This window comes from Oxyplasma meridianum, assembly GCF_038024865.1.
Taxonomy (GTDB): Archaea; Thermoplasmatota; Thermoplasmata; order Thermoplasmatales; family Thermoplasmataceae; genus Oxyplasma; species Oxyplasma meridianum.
Genome location: NZ_CP133772.1, coordinates 21,756 through 36,266 on the forward strand (window position 1 = coordinate 21,756; position 14,511 = coordinate 36,266).

At 40.4% G+C, this 14,511-nt stretch carries 15 protein-coding genes and 1 other RNA gene; 10 read left to right on the forward strand and 6 right to left on the reverse strand.

Annotated features, from left to right (window positions below; all coding sequences use genetic code 11):
* The 3 genes from meaB to hsp14 all read left to right on the forward strand — a co-directional run bounded on the left by meaB (position 1) and on the right by hsp14 (position 2,095).
* Positions 1 to 942 (forward strand): methylmalonyl Co-A mutase-associated GTPase MeaB, encoded by a 942-nt coding sequence (meaB, locus tag OXIME_RS00095; RefSeq protein WP_393971462.1) that lies wholly within the window; start codon positions 1 to 3, stop codon positions 940 to 942.
* A gap of 142 nt (positions 943 to 1,084) precedes the next feature.
* Positions 1,085 to 1,273 carry a hypothetical protein gene (locus tag OXIME_RS00100; protein ID WP_393971463.1) on the forward strand — a complete coding sequence of 63 codons (189 nt, stop codon included), beginning with the start codon at positions 1,085 to 1,087 and terminating at the stop codon, positions 1,271 to 1,273.
* Between the two features lie 441 nt (positions 1,274 to 1,714).
* Positions 1,715 to 2,095, forward strand: a complete 381-nt coding sequence (hsp14, locus tag OXIME_RS00105) for an archaeal heat shock protein Hsp14 (RefSeq protein ID WP_393971464.1) — start codon at positions 1,715 to 1,717, stop codon at positions 2,093 to 2,095.
* Positions 2,096 to 2,114: 19 nt separating this feature from the next.
* Here the strand turns inward: hsp14 and OXIME_RS00110 are convergent, their stop codons facing one another.
* From OXIME_RS00110 to OXIME_RS00120, 3 genes are all read right to left on the reverse strand, one after another.
* A complete protein-coding gene (locus OXIME_RS00110; RefSeq protein ID WP_393971465.1) occupies positions 2,115 to 3,674 on the reverse strand; it encodes an ABC1 kinase family protein in 1,560 nt (519 codons plus the stop codon).
* 85 nt (positions 3,675 to 3,759) lie between these two features.
* Positions 3,760 to 4,548, reverse strand: a complete 789-nt coding sequence (locus OXIME_RS00115) for a glycosyltransferase (RefSeq protein ID WP_393971466.1) — start codon at positions 4,546 to 4,548, stop codon at positions 3,760 to 3,762.
* A 13-nt stretch (positions 4,549 to 4,561) separates the two neighbouring features.
* Positions 4,562 to 4,753 (reverse strand): hypothetical protein, encoded by a 192-nt coding sequence (locus OXIME_RS00120; protein WP_393971467.1) that lies wholly within the window; start codon positions 4,751 to 4,753, stop codon positions 4,562 to 4,564.
* Positions 4,754 to 4,857: 104 nt separating this feature from the next.
* Between OXIME_RS00120 and OXIME_RS00125 the strand changes: the two genes are divergently transcribed.
* A complete protein-coding gene (locus OXIME_RS00125; RefSeq protein ID WP_393971468.1) occupies positions 4,858 to 5,487 on the forward strand; it encodes a helix-turn-helix transcriptional regulator in 630 nt (209 codons plus the stop codon).
* A gap of 12 nt (positions 5,488 to 5,499) precedes the next feature.
* On the opposite strand, the gene rnpB is transcribed toward OXIME_RS00125, so the two are convergent.
* Positions 5,500 to 5,809: RNase P RNA component (rnpB, locus tag OXIME_RS00130), an RNA gene on the reverse strand.
* A 206-nt stretch (positions 5,810 to 6,015) separates the two neighbouring features.
* On the opposite strand from rnpB, the gene OXIME_RS00135 reads away from it, so the two are divergent.
* The gene (locus OXIME_RS00135) at positions 6,016 to 7,830 is read left to right on the forward strand and encodes a hypothetical protein (protein ID WP_393971469.1); all 1,815 of its coding nucleotides are present in this window, start codon (positions 6,016 to 6,018) and stop codon (positions 7,828 to 7,830) included.
* Between the two features lie 15 nt (positions 7,831 to 7,845).
* On the opposite strand, the gene OXIME_RS00140 is transcribed toward OXIME_RS00135, so the two are convergent.
* Positions 7,846 to 8,505: a hypothetical protein gene (locus tag OXIME_RS00140; protein WP_393971470.1), complete on the reverse strand. Its 660-nt coding sequence runs from the start codon at positions 8,503 to 8,505 to the stop codon at positions 7,846 to 7,848.
* Positions 8,506 to 8,785: 280 nt separating this feature from the next.
* Complete coding sequence (locus OXIME_RS00145) at positions 8,786 to 9,637, reverse strand: TatD family hydrolase (protein ID WP_393971471.1); 852 nt, start codon at positions 9,635 to 9,637, stop codon at positions 8,786 to 8,788.
* 424 nt (positions 9,638 to 10,061) lie between these two features.
* Between OXIME_RS00145 and psmA the strand changes: the two genes are divergently transcribed.
* From psmA to rrp42, 5 genes are all read left to right on the forward strand, one after another.
* Entirely contained in the window at positions 10,062 to 10,763 is a 702-nt protein-coding gene (gene psmA / locus OXIME_RS00150; RefSeq protein ID WP_393971472.1) for an archaeal proteasome endopeptidase complex subunit alpha, read from the forward strand.
* A gap of 68 nt (positions 10,764 to 10,831) precedes the next feature.
* Complete coding sequence (locus tag OXIME_RS00155; RefSeq protein ID WP_393971473.1) at positions 10,832 to 11,530, forward strand: ribosome assembly factor SBDS; 699 nt, start codon at positions 10,832 to 10,834, stop codon at positions 11,528 to 11,530.
* Positions 11,531 to 12,312: 782 nt separating this feature from the next.
* Positions 12,313 to 12,984 carry an exosome complex RNA-binding protein Rrp4 gene (gene rrp4 / locus OXIME_RS00160; protein WP_393971474.1) on the forward strand — a complete coding sequence of 224 codons (672 nt, stop codon included), beginning with the start codon at positions 12,313 to 12,315 and terminating at the stop codon, positions 12,982 to 12,984.
* Positions 12,984 to 13,724: an exosome complex exonuclease Rrp41 gene (gene rrp41, locus OXIME_RS00165; RefSeq protein ID WP_393971475.1), complete on the forward strand. Its 741-nt coding sequence runs from the start codon at positions 12,984 to 12,986 to the stop codon at positions 13,722 to 13,724. The genes rrp4 and rrp41 overlap by 1 nt, the downstream gene beginning before the upstream one ends.
* Entirely contained in the window at positions 13,725 to 14,507 is a 783-nt protein-coding gene (gene rrp42, locus OXIME_RS00170; protein WP_393971476.1) for an exosome complex protein Rrp42, read from the forward strand. It begins immediately after the preceding gene.
* Positions 14,508 to 14,511 lie beyond the last annotated feature (4 nt).

The window sequence follows — 14,511 nt, forward strand, 5'->3', positions numbered from 1 at the left end:
TTGGAATTAAAAAACATACTGGAAGGAATAGGAAGATCGGACACAAGAAGTGTTGCAAGAGCCATATCCATGGTGGAGACACAAAGCATGCACATGGAGAGAAATCTCATAATCAAGGGTATTTATCCAAAAACAGGGCATGCTGGAATAATAGGAATTACTGGCCCCCCAGGAATAGGAAAAAGTACAATGATTGGCAATCTCTGCAAAATGATCTCATCAGAGAACTTCAAGGTATCTGTGCTTGCGGTGGATGCCTCAAGCCCATTCAGTGGTGGATCCCTGCTTGGAAATAGGATAAGAATGCAGGAAAATCTATCAAGATATGGAGTTTTCATGAGGAGCCTTGCCAACAGGGGGTTGAACGGCGGTCTCTCAAGGGCTGTCTGGGACGCAGTTGACATACTTGACGCCGCAGGAAATGACTTCATAATCGTAGAAACAGTAGGAGCAGGCCAGGCAGATCTGGATATTGTAAATCTTGCAGATACCGTTATAGTTGTTTTGGGTCCCGGTCTGGGTGACCAGATACAGGCTATAAAGGCAGGTATAATGGAGATTGGACACATATTTGTGGTAAACAAGATAGACAGGGAGGGATCTTTCATAGCAATGAAAGATCTGGAGGAAACACTTGCTTTCACCACCCAGGGAGACTGGAAAATTCCGGTATATGGAATAAATTCTCTCACAATGGAAGGCTACGATCCCCTGATCAGCGGAATAAAGAATCATACCGCCCTTGCGAAATCTAGCCCGGATTTCAGGAGAAAGCGGTATAAAGAAGAGATGCGAATTGTAATGCAGGACGAGGTAACAAGAATTATAAACCGCAAATTCAATGAAATGATACTAGAAAATGGTGAGATCGACAGTCTCATTGAATCGAAAATAGACCCATATTCTGCAGCAAGAAAAATTCTCAAGGGCTTGGACTGTTAAAGGATAATATTATTAAGTAATACTATGATATTCTATCAGTTTATGTGGAGAAACTCTACACCATGAGAGATGCATGATATTGTAGATCCATCCCACAACACTGAGAATGTGGGACAGAGAAGGAAAGATCAGGTGTGTTAGAATGCAGAACAATTTTTTCAGGATACCAGAAAGTGAGATCAACAGGATAGAGGATGCAATGCACATGGCATGGGAAAAACTGGTTAGCAATAACCTCCATATATATTTTGTATTTAAGGATCTGAAAATAATAAAAAAGGCAATAATAGAGGAAAGAAATTCCGGAATACATGAACAGAGGTCCATATAGTGGATTTTAGAAAATGATTGAATACAAGTGGGAAAGAAAAACAATATAATTGAAAAAGAGAGGAACTTCATCCCAATTTCATGCATGCAGTGGCAAATTAAGGCACCCTGCCTGAAAGATATTTAGATGCGATAACAGTGATCTGGACTGAGACAGGAACAAACTTGCATTTCTTGCAATAACCCTGCGTGGTCTTGATCTTTGCGGAGATTAGTTGCCCGTGAGTGGGTCAGCATCTTGGCAGTTTGTGAAGAATGAATATCTGTACCTCAGGCATGCACCCGCCATGCCTGAAGCAGGTTGGACTGAGACTGCTTAAGCTGGGAATGAAACTGGTGCATAACAATGCGCAAGGTTTTAAGAACGGTAACAGTGTAAAATTGTAGCGTTCAAGAATGTTAAACTTTATATAACTTCTAAAAATTTTTGTCCGGTGCAACTATGTATAACCCACTTAAATATTTCGGCGGAGAAATGATTAAAAATATCAATGAGAGAGCAAAGGAAATTATGACATATCTCTATCCCCCGGTAACAGTTTACGAAGAGAACGGTGAAATAGTAATTGAGGCTGATATGCCTGGCTTCGACAAGAAGGATATGAAGGTCCAGCTTGGGAGGGATTCAATATCTATAAACGCCACCAGAAAGACTGAGACAAAGGGAATGGTATTCATGGATCAGAGGCCGGACACAGTGGTGAAGAATATTAGGCTTCCAGCTGAAGTTGACCACGATGCCAATTTCACAGCAAAATATCTCAACGGAGTACTTACAATAAGGATACCGGCAAAAGGGATAAAGTCCATAAAGGTTGAGTAAAAATCCAATCCGTCAAACCTTATTTTTTTATGATCAGGTATACGAATCCAATAAGATCAAGAAATGCAACTACTGTGGATACCAACGGCCGTGTATGGTAGAATAAGACGGAGCTTATGAGTATGGCGCCCAGGAATACAGAGGCAGGAACATTTTTGCTCTCCCTTACTGGAGTGGGTTCGCTCTCCGCCTCAAGCCTGCGTTTCAGTAAGGGAAGAACATCAAGTCCCTTTTCTATGGATTTGAACGATTTCCTTATATATTCCTCCATCTGCTTTTTGTATAGCTCGTCCAGAAGCCCCTCCTGATAGAGCATCTTTCTCAATACCCTCACGAATTTAAATTCAGGATCCAGTTGCATACATATACCCTCAAGAAGTGAAGACATTCTCATGTAGAGCACAAGGGATCTTGGAAGTCGGAATGGAAATTCGAATATAACGTCATTTGCTATGTCAAGCAGTTCAGAAATCTCAGCATCTTCAGGATTTCTTCCAGCAAGTCCACCTATTGCAATCTCTATACTTCTTCTTATTACCCCCCGGTTTGCTGCCGGAGAAAGAGCTTTGAGGTTGAGCAGGGCATCTATAATAACGTCTGGATCAGATATAACTAGCCCATCGTAGAGGGAGAGAAGTGAAAACCTTGTTTTATCGTCCAGATCACCTATCATCCCGTAGTCATAAATAATCAGTCTTCCGTCGTCTGTTACTGATATGTTCCCCGGATGAGGATCAGCGTGGAATATATGGTCCCTTAACAGCATTCGCATAAATACCAGATCAAGGCGGAAAGCAAGGTCCTTCAGATCGATTCCCTTTTTCCTAAGTCCTTCTAAATCAGTGATCTTTGTCCCTTCAATATACTCCGATACCATAACCTCCTTTGAGGAAAGTTCATCCAGTATTTCTGGAATAATGGCATTTTCTCTCTTACGGATGTTGGCCGCTATCTCTCTGGAATTTTTTGCCTCTTTTCTGTAATCTATCTCGTCATATATCCTGCTGTCGAAGTCATTTATGACATTTGAAACACTTATGTAGAGGAAATTCTCAATTCTCCCCTTTGCAAGTTTGAGGAGCCTTTTTATCACTATAAGATCACGTCTGAGAATATTCTCCACATTGGGCCGGTTTACCTTCACCGCAACCATTTTTCCCCTGTATTTGGCAGTATAAACCTGTCCCAGAGATGCACCCGATATGGCGGTTGTGTTGAACTCTTCAAACACCTCCCCCAGTTTTCCCAAATTTCGTTCAAGGATGGGCTTCACCATATGGAAAGGCGCCGCGGGAACATTGTCCTGAAGCCTTTCAAAAGACTTTATATACTCTCGTGGTAGGAGATCCGGTCGTGCGGATAAAACCTGCCCAAGTTTGATGAATGTCGGCCCAAGATCTATGAAAGCATCAACCGCTTTCTTTCCATTTATCTCTCTCCTGTAATTCCATTCCCCATCGGGATTCTTCTTTGCGTGATCCCGATCTTTTATATAGCGCCTGAATACCGGAAAAAGTTTTACGAATACCTTTAACTCTGATCTCCTTATTCCTTTCTGGATTTCCAGCGTGTGGGTCATCTATACCATATACAGTCAAAAATTATAACTGTTCGCGATAACATGAAATATTGAAGTAACCTGCCAGGCATATTCCGTATTCAAATCATGGTGAAAAGATCATGCAGGAAATATATCCGGCAAAAGCAGGAAAAAATCTCATCACATACAGGAAATTCATATATTCTCCTGTGAAGATAGAAGGGCTTGCCAGTTTCTTCATGGCACTTCCATGCTTTTTTTTGAGCTGTCTTCTCCCATAGCCGTTCCAGAAGGCCTGTTTCATAAATCCTGCAAAATCATCTCGCGTATAGTTGTATATTATGCATGAATCATCATTCTTCCACGTTGCCCCTTTCATAACCGCCCTCAGATTGAGATCTATGTCTTCAGCAGTGATCATGGTCTCGTCAAAACCTCCAAGCTCGTTAAAAAGTTTCTTCCTGTATCCCAGATTTGCAGATGGTGCGGTTATCTCTTTGCCGTCCATTAGAAGTTCTACCCGTTTGAGTCTTGAATAATGATCAGATCCTTTCTGTACTGTTCTGCCTGCTACAATGTCATACTTCTTCAGTGATTCCAGCATACGGCATCCCCACTGATCTCCGGCCACGGTATCTCCATCTGTAAATGCGACATAGTCAAATTTTGCATTTGATACACCTATGTTCCTCCCCTCGCCTCTGGTTGATCTTTTTCGTATATAAGTTATGTATTGAATTCTATCCTTGAATGAATTCACAACATCGGCGGTTCTGTCTTTGCTTTCAGAATCTACAATAACAATCTCAAAAAGGCAATCCTGTTTAGAAAGGCTTTCAAGAAGTCTGCCAATATTTTTTTCCTCGTTTTTTACAGTAACAATTATTGAAATACCAGATTCCGGAATCGACATAAATTACCGTTGGTCAGACCCAGTCCATTCGGTCAACTTCTCTATCCTGCTTTGTTTTTTTCTTATATTCCTTATAGTGTGATTTACAGAGATGCACCTTTGTCTTGCTGTCATCAAAAGTGAAAGCTTTTCTTGCCAGGTCAGCAGGTACGGTTTTGAAACTGGTTTCTGTGCAACCTTTTACATCGCAGGGTTTATCTGACATGAATAATGGTAGGTTTTCCTGAAATATAAAGTTCACATGGCCCGTTCTGATCAATCTAAGTGATAAACCAATTTATTAAAATAATAAGTTTAAATGTTCTTGTAATGAATAATCTGATCAAATCAGGAAATACAAAATCAACCATAATCCTGGAGCTGAAGAAGGAAAGGGAGCTTTCTCTGGACGATCTCAGCAAAAAACTTGGAATCTCTAAGGTGGCGACACTGAAACATATGGCCGGGCTTGAGGAGGATGGGCTTGCAAAAAGAAGGTACATCTCCACGCAGAGGGGGAGGCCCAGGTGTTTTTTTTCTTTAACTGAGAACGGGACAGATCTGCTTCCAAAAAACTACTCTGAGATAGCTGTGGAGGCCCTGGCTTATATAGAAAAAGAACTTGGAAGGGATCACGTGGTGAATCTGCTTCGCATGAGAACTGGAAAAATGATCATACCTTACAGGAAATGCTTGGATGGTCTGAATCCGGGCGAGAAGATCATTACGCTCAGCAAAATGAGAGACGAGGACGGTTATCTGTCAAACTGGAAAAAGATTGATAACAATACATATGAACTGGTGGAATTCAACTGCCCTATACTTGGAATATCTTCGCGCTACAGTGAAGCCTGCAAAGCAGAAAGCGACATGTTCAGATCCACAACAGATGCAGAAATAGCTGTAACTCACAGGGTAATAGACGGATCCAAGGCATGCAGATTCCTCATAAAATTCTGAAAGATTGAGGGGGAATGCCTGGAATAAGCCCCTTTCTGTTCACCTTTGCAGGGTGGCAACATTCGACTGTATGGCCATAGGCCTGCGTCTTACCTGACCCTCACAGTGGTCTCATAGGGTCTGTTTAGACTTTCTCCACCCAGGGAGAGTTCCCATCGGTACTCCGGGAAACGTCAAATTTTCTTATCATACTTTACCCGGAACCGTTTATTTCTTTTCTCTTTACCATCCCTCTCGGAATGTCGGCTTGCGCCGGCTGGGTTCCACTGCGGAGAGGGGACTTTCCTCACTCCATTGGAGCGTCAGTTGCCCTCAGGCTTTCCCCAGAATAGAATTGCTTATACATTCTTTATATTTGTCTAAAAACCAAATATGCACGCAGTGGCAGATCTAAAAGTCCAAACAATTACAAAAATTGCAGATATGGTTCTTAGAAATCATTCACAAACGGTGAATTTCTGTGTTTCTTTTATATTGGTGAACATTTGTACCAAAAATAAGTTATCCTGCATTAATGATTATGAGAGGATGATTAGCAAAATAGTAATCTTTGGAATACTGTCGGTTCTGGTGCTGAGTAGTGTCTCAATGGCAGCTTCAGGGCAGCCTGTAAATACTGGCGGAGAGGCGCCAATGGGAAACTACAATTTCCAACTGGCAGGCAACTCAACGCTTAGGGACCTGACATACAGCAGCGATGGGATCACATCAATGCTGGCTTACAATATTACAGTTGATGGAGTTAATAATCTTAAAATTCCAAGCAATGTGGGAATCGACAAGATATCAACTTCAAACATGACGGTGATCTCAATGGAACAGATGCACACTCTTGTGGTCTTAACTGAAAGCGGATTAAATTCAGAAAGCGGATTAAATTCAGAAAGCGGATTAAATTCAGAAGCTAAAATCGTGGTCAATCTGACATCTCAACCAATTGAGTTAAAGAACAATTTGAAAATTGAATTTCAATCACAGGTAGGCAACATGCTGAGTTCTGATATGAATAATCAGAGTTCCACCTCGATGAATGTATTTGAGATTTCAAATGGAAGCTTTCTGGGCTACCTATTTACCAATGGCAAAACGACACTTTCTAACAACAACACTACCATCACAGCCAAAAATGACAACTCTCTGGTCGCGGGATTTGTTTCAAACGGCAATTTCAAGAGCATTTTGAAAAACTATTTCAGCAAACATAAGAACCATGAACAATTCAAATACAACGAAACAACAGGACTTATGTCAGGTAGCTTTGTAAACTTTACATTCAACAGCAGCACACATGTAATATCTAACTTTACCTCACGCATTGGAAACAATACTGATATATTCCAGAACATTAGTGCAAATGGCAATGGGACAATTGGGGCTTCTTCACGGGTGCCTCCATTCAAAATCAACGAACCTCTGAATATTGGAAGCATATTCTTTTATGCAAATAATTCTTACACATATGTAATACACAACAATCCCTCTATAGAATCCAATTTCTTCGTGGACAATGGCACTATGACGTTCAACGTCTCTCCTGGTCTCAAGATTTCAGAACACAATATAAATTACGGGTTCAATAAAACAATGAATGTTTCGGAAGCGTTTCAAAACAGCAGTATTGCAGCTAACGTAACTCTTGGGTTAAACCATTCTTATCTTGTTTCGAGAACATCTGTAATAGTATCGGGACATGGTTACTTCGGCATCATGTCAATCAGGGGAGGAAAGGTTACAATATCCGGAAATAAAATCTCAGTAGCTACATCCGGACTTGCAGGTATCTCCATGGTTTCCCCTCCTGGATTGCAGATGGTAAACAGTTCTCTGGAAGCGGGATTTATGAATTCCATCACCAGCGGAAAATTAGCCGGGCAGATGGATATCAGCAATTATAACGGCAGTTCATCAAACATGTCAATATTCTTCAACAGTTCCCTGAGAATGAATATTACTTCAGTGCAGAAAGGAAAAGTAACTGTGGAGGTAGGATCAAGCCAGCACAAAGGAACTAGCATTTCAATTTATATTTCAGATAAATTCATATCAAACACAGGTAAAATTTATGTAACATTTGACGGTAAATCTGCAATACTAAGCTCAATTAACGGAACGCTGAATGTAAATTCCACCATATCGGCCTACTATACCACGATACAGGAAAATTCTGGAACAGTATTGATCATACACATACCTCATTTCTCAAATCACACTATTGTGGTATCCAGTACACCTTCTGTAACTCCACCATCCTCTACCATAATAGACTATGAAATTGTGGGCGGAATTGCTGCATTGGTTATCATAGGGATTCTAGCAGGACTTTTAATCAGGAAAAAGCATTGAAATACCATCCATTTTTTAATTTTTAATATCTATTTTTACAGCGGAGTTTCTTGATATAAGTATCTCTGCAAATTTTTTAGGCAGATATACGAGATCATTATCATGAAGATAGTAATTCTTTTCGGCCTGTGCAATCGGGGGCTGATCTCCTATTATTCTGACAATAATATATGAATCTTTATCGTTTTCAATATCTCTGTCTAAGCCCGAATTTACATTTTCAACCTCCTCGGTTTTATGATCAGGCTCAGTTTTCTGATCATCTTTAATCTCAGGTTTTTTTTCTCTCCTCTTCATGAGTAAATGATCGTATTCATCCTGCATTGCATTATGCAGTTTAGTGATGAATTCTTTCTCTTCCGGCGTAAGTAAATTCATAAGTTCTGTTTCCAAATCATATATGGAATAGGTTGCAATCTTTTCGAACCTCCTCTGGAAGAATGCCTTGAAATCCTTCTCAATTTCAGAAATTCTCTCCTTTGTCTGAATATACCCTGTTATATCCTGGTTAGACAGGTAATCTTCCGCATCTGAATTCAGGGATTCCAGAGCATTTACAATGACCTTGTAAAAATTGGACTCAATCTTCTTAATTTTCTTGGATTTTACCTCAACCCTCAGCACGGACTTAAGTTCCTCACTTATTTTGTCCACCTGTGCAGGAGTTAAGCTCATGGTTTGACATAGATAACGAGGATATAAAAATCATTTCTTGTGGAATAATTCTGACATGCATTCCATGGAAAGCGATTGTATGTTTGTGCTTTAACGAGTTATGATCAATCTCCTCATCAATCAGGCATCCTTTACTCCACTTTCTAAAGGCATGAATTCTGGAATGCATTTCCTTGCACTTATCAATATACTGTGCTCTCTGTTAAACCAATTGCATTCCTTTTCGTTTCAAACACATTACAAGGCAATTAACTTTCGCGATCATAACTACCTGTAAATATCATTTGGTTCTGGCATCAATGGAACCTTTCCCAAAGACCTTTTCCGGAGTTGTAATAAATATATTCTCAAGTATTGAATAGCTGTTTTCATACTCTCCCATTATAAGCTTTGCCCGGAGTGGCACAGAGTTTGCGGGTATGACTTTCCCCGGTTTGTATTTATCGTCAACGTAGTCAGTCTCTAACATGAAATTTTTCCCTGCTGCTATGGAATCCCTAACATTTTTCCTGGTAGCTAGAATTGATCGTGTAAGATTGGATCTGAAATATAGATCAGAGGGATACGCATGGTGTTTTACAACCTTTACCGGGTTCAATCCTGATTTTAACACCAGTTTCTCCAAAGAGGAATATCCCTCCTCTTCCAGATCTTCAGTGTGAAGTATAACTGGACAAGATAGATCTTTTGCAAGATCAAATGCATACGAAAGCATCATATCTGAAGAATCAACTATATTATTTTCGCACGGGAAATGTGGACGACCCACCTCACCAATGGCATCCGCCCTCCCTTCCCTGATGATCTTTGCTGCCATATCGAGTCCTTTCTTCATATTTTCTATGGGATCAAGTCCTGCATCCCTGAAGTAGAAATAGTCAAGAGGGTATGGGCCAAGGCTAATAAGTACTCTTATTTCTGTTTCTCTCTCTATTTTTTCTTTTATCCTTAGTGTCCTGTGATAAATTTCTTCGTAATAATCTGATGGATTCACTCTATAATCTAGAATATTTACAAGATTGAAGGCAGTACCGCCTGCCTTGGAGAATTCCCTGACAGCATCCATAAAGAAACCGTCTTCTCTCAGATGCATGTGATTGTCAAATACTATGGGGAATTTTTTTTCTGTCATCTTTAACCTAATAATTGGACAATCCTCATTCCATAAGGGAGGGGATTAAAGCTAAATGCCCATGTATATCTATGATATAGTATTTTGCCAACTGGCGGAAAGAACTGTAGTGAATCGGTTCACCTGTTGATCTATAAGTGCCTGTGCCCGTAAAGTTGAATGGCTGAATATTGGTGTGAGATTACTCCTGGTCTAGAGAAATTTATGTCCATGGAGGTTCCATTGGCAATCGTTTAAGCAAGAATCATACCAGAAAAAAAGGAGGAAATAACGTTTTGCTATTATTATTTCAATGGATGGTCTATTTTTGACGAATACAAACGTGAATAATGCCTTAAAAAATAATTACATTACTAAATAAAATTCCAACTGATCTAAGAAAACTTTTATTATTTAAAAGACCTAAGGAATGAAGGTGAATTAAATGCAACAAGGTCAAATGGCTTACGATCGAGCTATCACTGTTTTTTCTCCAGACGGGAGACTATTTCAGGTTGAATATGCAAGAGAAGCAGTTAAGAAAGGGTCTACCGCTATAGGGATAAAATTCAAAAATGGAGTAGTTCTACTGTCTGACAAGAGAGTAAGGAGCAAGCTGGTAGAACAGAACTCGCTAGAGAAAATACAGCTTATTGATGATACAGTGGCAACAGTTACCTCTGGGCTTGTTGCAGATGCAAGAGTTCTCATAGACTTTGCTAGAATTGGGGCTCAGCAGGAAAAGATAACTTATGGTTCTCTTGTTAACATAGAGAATCTGGTCAAGAGGATTGCAGATCAGATGCAGCAATATACACAATATGGAGGAGTAAGGCCATATGGCGTTTCCATGATAATAGCGGGGACAGATTCCATTGGGGCCAGACTCTTTGACTGCGATCCTGCAGGAACTATAAATGAATACAAAGCAGCTGCTATAGGCATAGGAAAAGACGCAGTGAACAATTATCTGGAAAAAGAGTACAAGGATGATATGTCGGAATCAGATGCAGTAACTCTTGGAATAAAAGCTCTCAAGGCGTCAGTGGAAGACCCGGCAGACTTTAAACCTCCAGAAGTTGCAACAATTAGCGTTGGAAACAAAATCAGAATTTTTACAAAGGAAGAGGTAGAAAAATACCTCTAATAATTTATCCTGTAAATTTCCTATAATTGAATGAAATAATTTTAATTCTATCTTGATATTATCTCGCCATGGTTAAGCTTGAGGATTCTATAGTAGCGCGGTTTGAATCCCATGGGCATAAGTTTGAGATATTAGTTGATCCAGATGCAACAGATCGAATAAAAGAGGGTAAAGTAGATTTAGAAACCGATCTTGCTTTGGATGAAATATTCAAGGATGCCAACAAAGGTGAAAAAGCAGGGGAAGAGACTCTAAAAGAAGTTTTCAAAACCACAGATGTGGCTCAAATTGCCATAGAGATAGTACGTAGAGGGCAGATACAGTTAACAACAGAGCAGAGACATGCAATGCTGGAGAAGAAGAGGAAGCAGATAATAGATATTATCTCCAGGGAGTCTATAAACCCGCAGACAAATGCCCCTCACCCTCCAGCAAGGATTTCACAGGCAATAGATGAAGCAAAGATTCACATAGATCCTTTCAAGAGCGCTGGCGATCAGATACAGGCTGTACTAAAAGGCATAAGGGTTTTGATTCCCATAAGGTTCGAGAAAACCAAGATCGCCATAAAACTCACTGGAGACGCATATGGCAAGGTATACGGTGATATAGTGAGGACCGGATATCTCATAAAAGAGGAATGGGGAAAGGACGGTTCATGGGTTGGTGTGATTGAAGTGCCCTCCGGTATTCAAGGAGATATAATCAGCTCGCTTACCAGGAAAGCCAAGGACAATATCGAAGTTAAAATAATGAAAGGTAAATAGGCTTCCCGATTATTTCAAAAATTCTTTTTAAGATTAAACAGTGCCTTAACATGACATGATCTGCACAGTAAGCGATTGAAGTTTCTCGCTTTTTCTTTCTTTTCGCATTCTTCCTTCACTGTCCGGGGGTTTTGTGATAGATTTTTTATAAGTTTTAAGGCCCATCCAATCCTGAATGTTGCCTCTTCAGGTGTATCAGTGATCTCCCTGCATGAACTCTTGAACCATTACGTGAACTATTAGTTACTTTCCCCTCTTTGATCTCCCCCGTTAATCTAATATAGGTGCATCCCTGTCCCCTGGCAATCAGTATATGCCTTTATCCCTCCCTTTCCTGGGTTGCAGAACGGAGATATTGCCAATTTTGCATAGAAGTTCTTTCCAATCAGTCTTCTGTTGAGAATTTCATTTGCATTAGTTACTCATGGATCAGTATACGTGCATAATCCTGCATGCATTGGATTATTGGATATCTTGATCACTTCATCCACATGGCAGGATCAGTGGCTTTCGTGCTTGAAAATGTTTGTAAAATGGGGTTGCAGACTCTTTATGTGCCATTGGACGTTGTGTATTTGAGACGTTTTTCCTTCATGGTTTGCTGAAAAAAATAATATATGTACTTCATATAGGGATATTGTCAGGTGATGATAAGGGTTAGAGTAATGGTGCTTTTGAGCAGATTCATTTAAATTTTATAATATATGTTTAAACAATATCATAAACAGAAAGTTTTAAATTTAACTGCTTGAACCATCCATGAACAATAGAGAGGTGAAATAATGGCAGAAATTAAGCAAATAGTTATGCCCGGCGATCTCATAAGTGAGGATCTGGGAAAACCAAGAAATGGGGTTTATAAAAATAGTGATGGCATGTACTGTTCTTCATACTTTGGTATTATACAGAAGAATGATCAGGGAATTGATGTGGTTCCATTTTCCGGAAGATATACCCCAAGGAGAGGGGATAAGGTTATAGGAAAAGTTCTTGAGGTGGGTCCGTCAATGTGGCCCGTTGATATAAACTCAACATATAACACTCTTCTTCATATGAACGACACTCCATGGAGAACAACCTCAGGTGACATAAAGAGATTTCTTGGGGTGGGAGACTATGTCTATGCCAAGATCATGGCTCTCAACGAAATAAAGGAAAGCTGGATAACACTTAAGGACGTTGGACTTAGGAAACTCGAAGGTGGGCACATAACATCAATTCCAGCTCCTAAAGTACCAAGGATCATAGGGAAAGGCGGTTCCATGGTAAACATGATAAAAGATGCCACCAATACCCGGATAGTTGTAGGGCAAAACGGACTTATATGGATCGATGGAACGCCTGAAGACGTGATCGAGGCAATAGCTGCAATAAGTATCGTTGAGCAGGAAGCACACACAATTGGGCTTACAGATAGAATGGAAAAATACCTGAAAGAAAAGTCGGTGAAATAATGGGATCAGAAAGTAACATTAAATTATTGGATGAAAATGGAATAAGGCTGGATGGGAGAACCCCGGAACAGCTTAGACCAATAAAAATAGAAACGAACTTGCTGGAAAGAGCTGATGGATCAGCCTATATTGAATGGGGCGGAAATAAGATAATGGTGGCCGTCTACGGACCAAGAGAGGCATATCCCAAGCACACACAGGACATTGAGAAAGCTGTAGTGAAAGCAAGATACAATATGGCTGCATTCAGTGTGGATGAGAGAAAACGGCCAGGTCCTGATAGAAGATCAGTAGAAATATCAAAGGTCATATCTGAGGCATTGAGTTCCGCCATTATGGTGGAGCAGTTTCCCAGGGCACAGATAGACGTTTTTATTGAAGTTATGCAGGCTGATGCAGGTACTAGAATTGCCGGCTTAACTGCAGCATCAGTCGCGGTGGCATCCGCAGGTATTCCCATGAGAGATATGGTGGTTGGATGCACTGCAGGAAAGGTAGAGGGAAAAGTTGTTCTTGATCTCTCCAAGGAGGAGGATAATTTTGGGCAGGCTGATCTTCCAATTGCTGTTTTATCCAAAAGCAAGAGAATAGTGCTGATTCAAATGGATGGGGATTTAAGCTTGGAAGAATTTGAACAGGCATCGGGAATGATCATGAAAGCGACTGACAATATAGCAGAAATACAGCGTAATGCCCTTATAAATAGATATTCTGTTGAAAGCATAGGAGATGGTGAGTAAATGCCAAGAGATGCACTGGGAGTGCTTTCGGAAATTAAGAGAAGCTTTATTATAAAACAGTTAAAGGACGGTAAGAGAGGCGACGGAAGAGGGCTACAGGATTTCAGGGAAGCCACAATAACAACCAATTATGTCCCAAGAGCTTCAGGATCAGCAATGGTCAAGCTTGGAAGAACAAGAGTACTGGCCGGTGTAAAGATAGAATCCGGAGAGCCATTTCCAGATACCCCAAATTCTGGGGTACTTACCACCAATGTCGAGCTTTTGCCAATGGCATTTCCAACGTTTGAAGCAGGTCCACCCAACGAAACCTCAATTGAAATTGCCAGAGTCGTTGACAGGGGGATAAGAGAAAGCAAGATGATCGATACCCAGAAACTTGTAATAGATCCCGGCAAGAAGGTGTGGATAGTTTTCGTTGATATCAACATAATGGATTTCGACGGAAATTTGATAGATGCATGTACGCTTGCTGCAGTTTCAGCTTTGAGAACGGCATTCATACCTGCCTCGAAAGAGGGTGGGAAAGATATCCCTCTGCCTGTTGATCAGATTCCAATCTCAGTTACCATGGTAAAAATTGGAGATAATCTGATATGTGATCCAGATCTGGAGGAGGAACAGCTTGGTTCTGCAAGGGTAACAGTTACAACAACAGAGGATGGACATATACGGGCTATGCAGAAGGGTGACACAGGAAGCTTTACATTTGATGAGATAAAAAAAGCTATAAAGATATCAAGTGATACGGGTGCCACACTAAGGAAGAAATATTTCTCGTGATGTA

Bases quoted from the DNA above. Each gene is read 5' to 3' on its own strand.
- OXIME_RS00100 (WP_393971463.1), top strand. From the start codon at position 1,085: ATGCAGAACAATTTTTTCAGGATACCAGAAAGTGAGATCAACAGGATA.
- hsp14 (WP_393971464.1), top strand. From the start codon at position 1,715: ATGTATAACCCACTTAAATATTTCGGCGGAGAAATGATTAAAAATATC.
- OXIME_RS00110 (WP_393971465.1), bottom strand. From the start codon at position 3,674: ATGACCCACACGCTGGAAATCCAGAAAGGAATAAGGAGATCAGAGTTA.
- OXIME_RS00115 (WP_393971466.1), bottom strand. From the start codon at position 4,548: ATGTCGATTCCGGAATCTGGTATTTCAATAATTGTTACTGTAAAAAAC.
- OXIME_RS00120 (WP_393971467.1), bottom strand. From the start codon at position 4,753: ATGTCAGATAAACCCTGCGATGTAAAAGGTTGCACAGAAACCAGTTTC.
- OXIME_RS00125 (WP_393971468.1), top strand. From the start codon at position 4,858: ATGAATAATCTGATCAAATCAGGAAATACAAAATCAACCATAATCCTG.
- OXIME_RS00135 (WP_393971469.1), top strand. From the start codon at position 6,016: ATGATTAGCAAAATAGTAATCTTTGGAATACTGTCGGTTCTGGTGCTG.
- OXIME_RS00140 (WP_393971470.1), bottom strand. From the start codon at position 8,505: ATGAGCTTAACTCCTGCACAGGTGGACAAAATAAGTGAGGAACTTAAG.
- OXIME_RS00145 (WP_393971471.1), bottom strand. From the start codon at position 9,637: ATGACAGAAAAAAAATTCCCCATAGTATTTGACAATCACATGCATCTG.
- psmA (WP_393971472.1), top strand. From the start codon at position 10,062: ATGCAACAAGGTCAAATGGCTTACGATCGAGCTATCACTGTTTTTTCT.
- OXIME_RS00155 (WP_393971473.1), top strand. From the start codon at position 10,832: ATGGTTAAGCTTGAGGATTCTATAGTAGCGCGGTTTGAATCCCATGGG.
- rrp4 (WP_393971474.1), top strand. From the start codon at position 12,313: ATGGCAGAAATTAAGCAAATAGTTATGCCCGGCGATCTCATAAGTGAG.
- rrp41 (WP_393971475.1), top strand. From the start codon at position 12,984: ATGGGATCAGAAAGTAACATTAAATTATTGGATGAAAATGGAATAAGG.
- rrp42 (WP_393971476.1), top strand. From the start codon at position 13,725: ATGCCAAGAGATGCACTGGGAGTGCTTTCGGAAATTAAGAGAAGCTTT.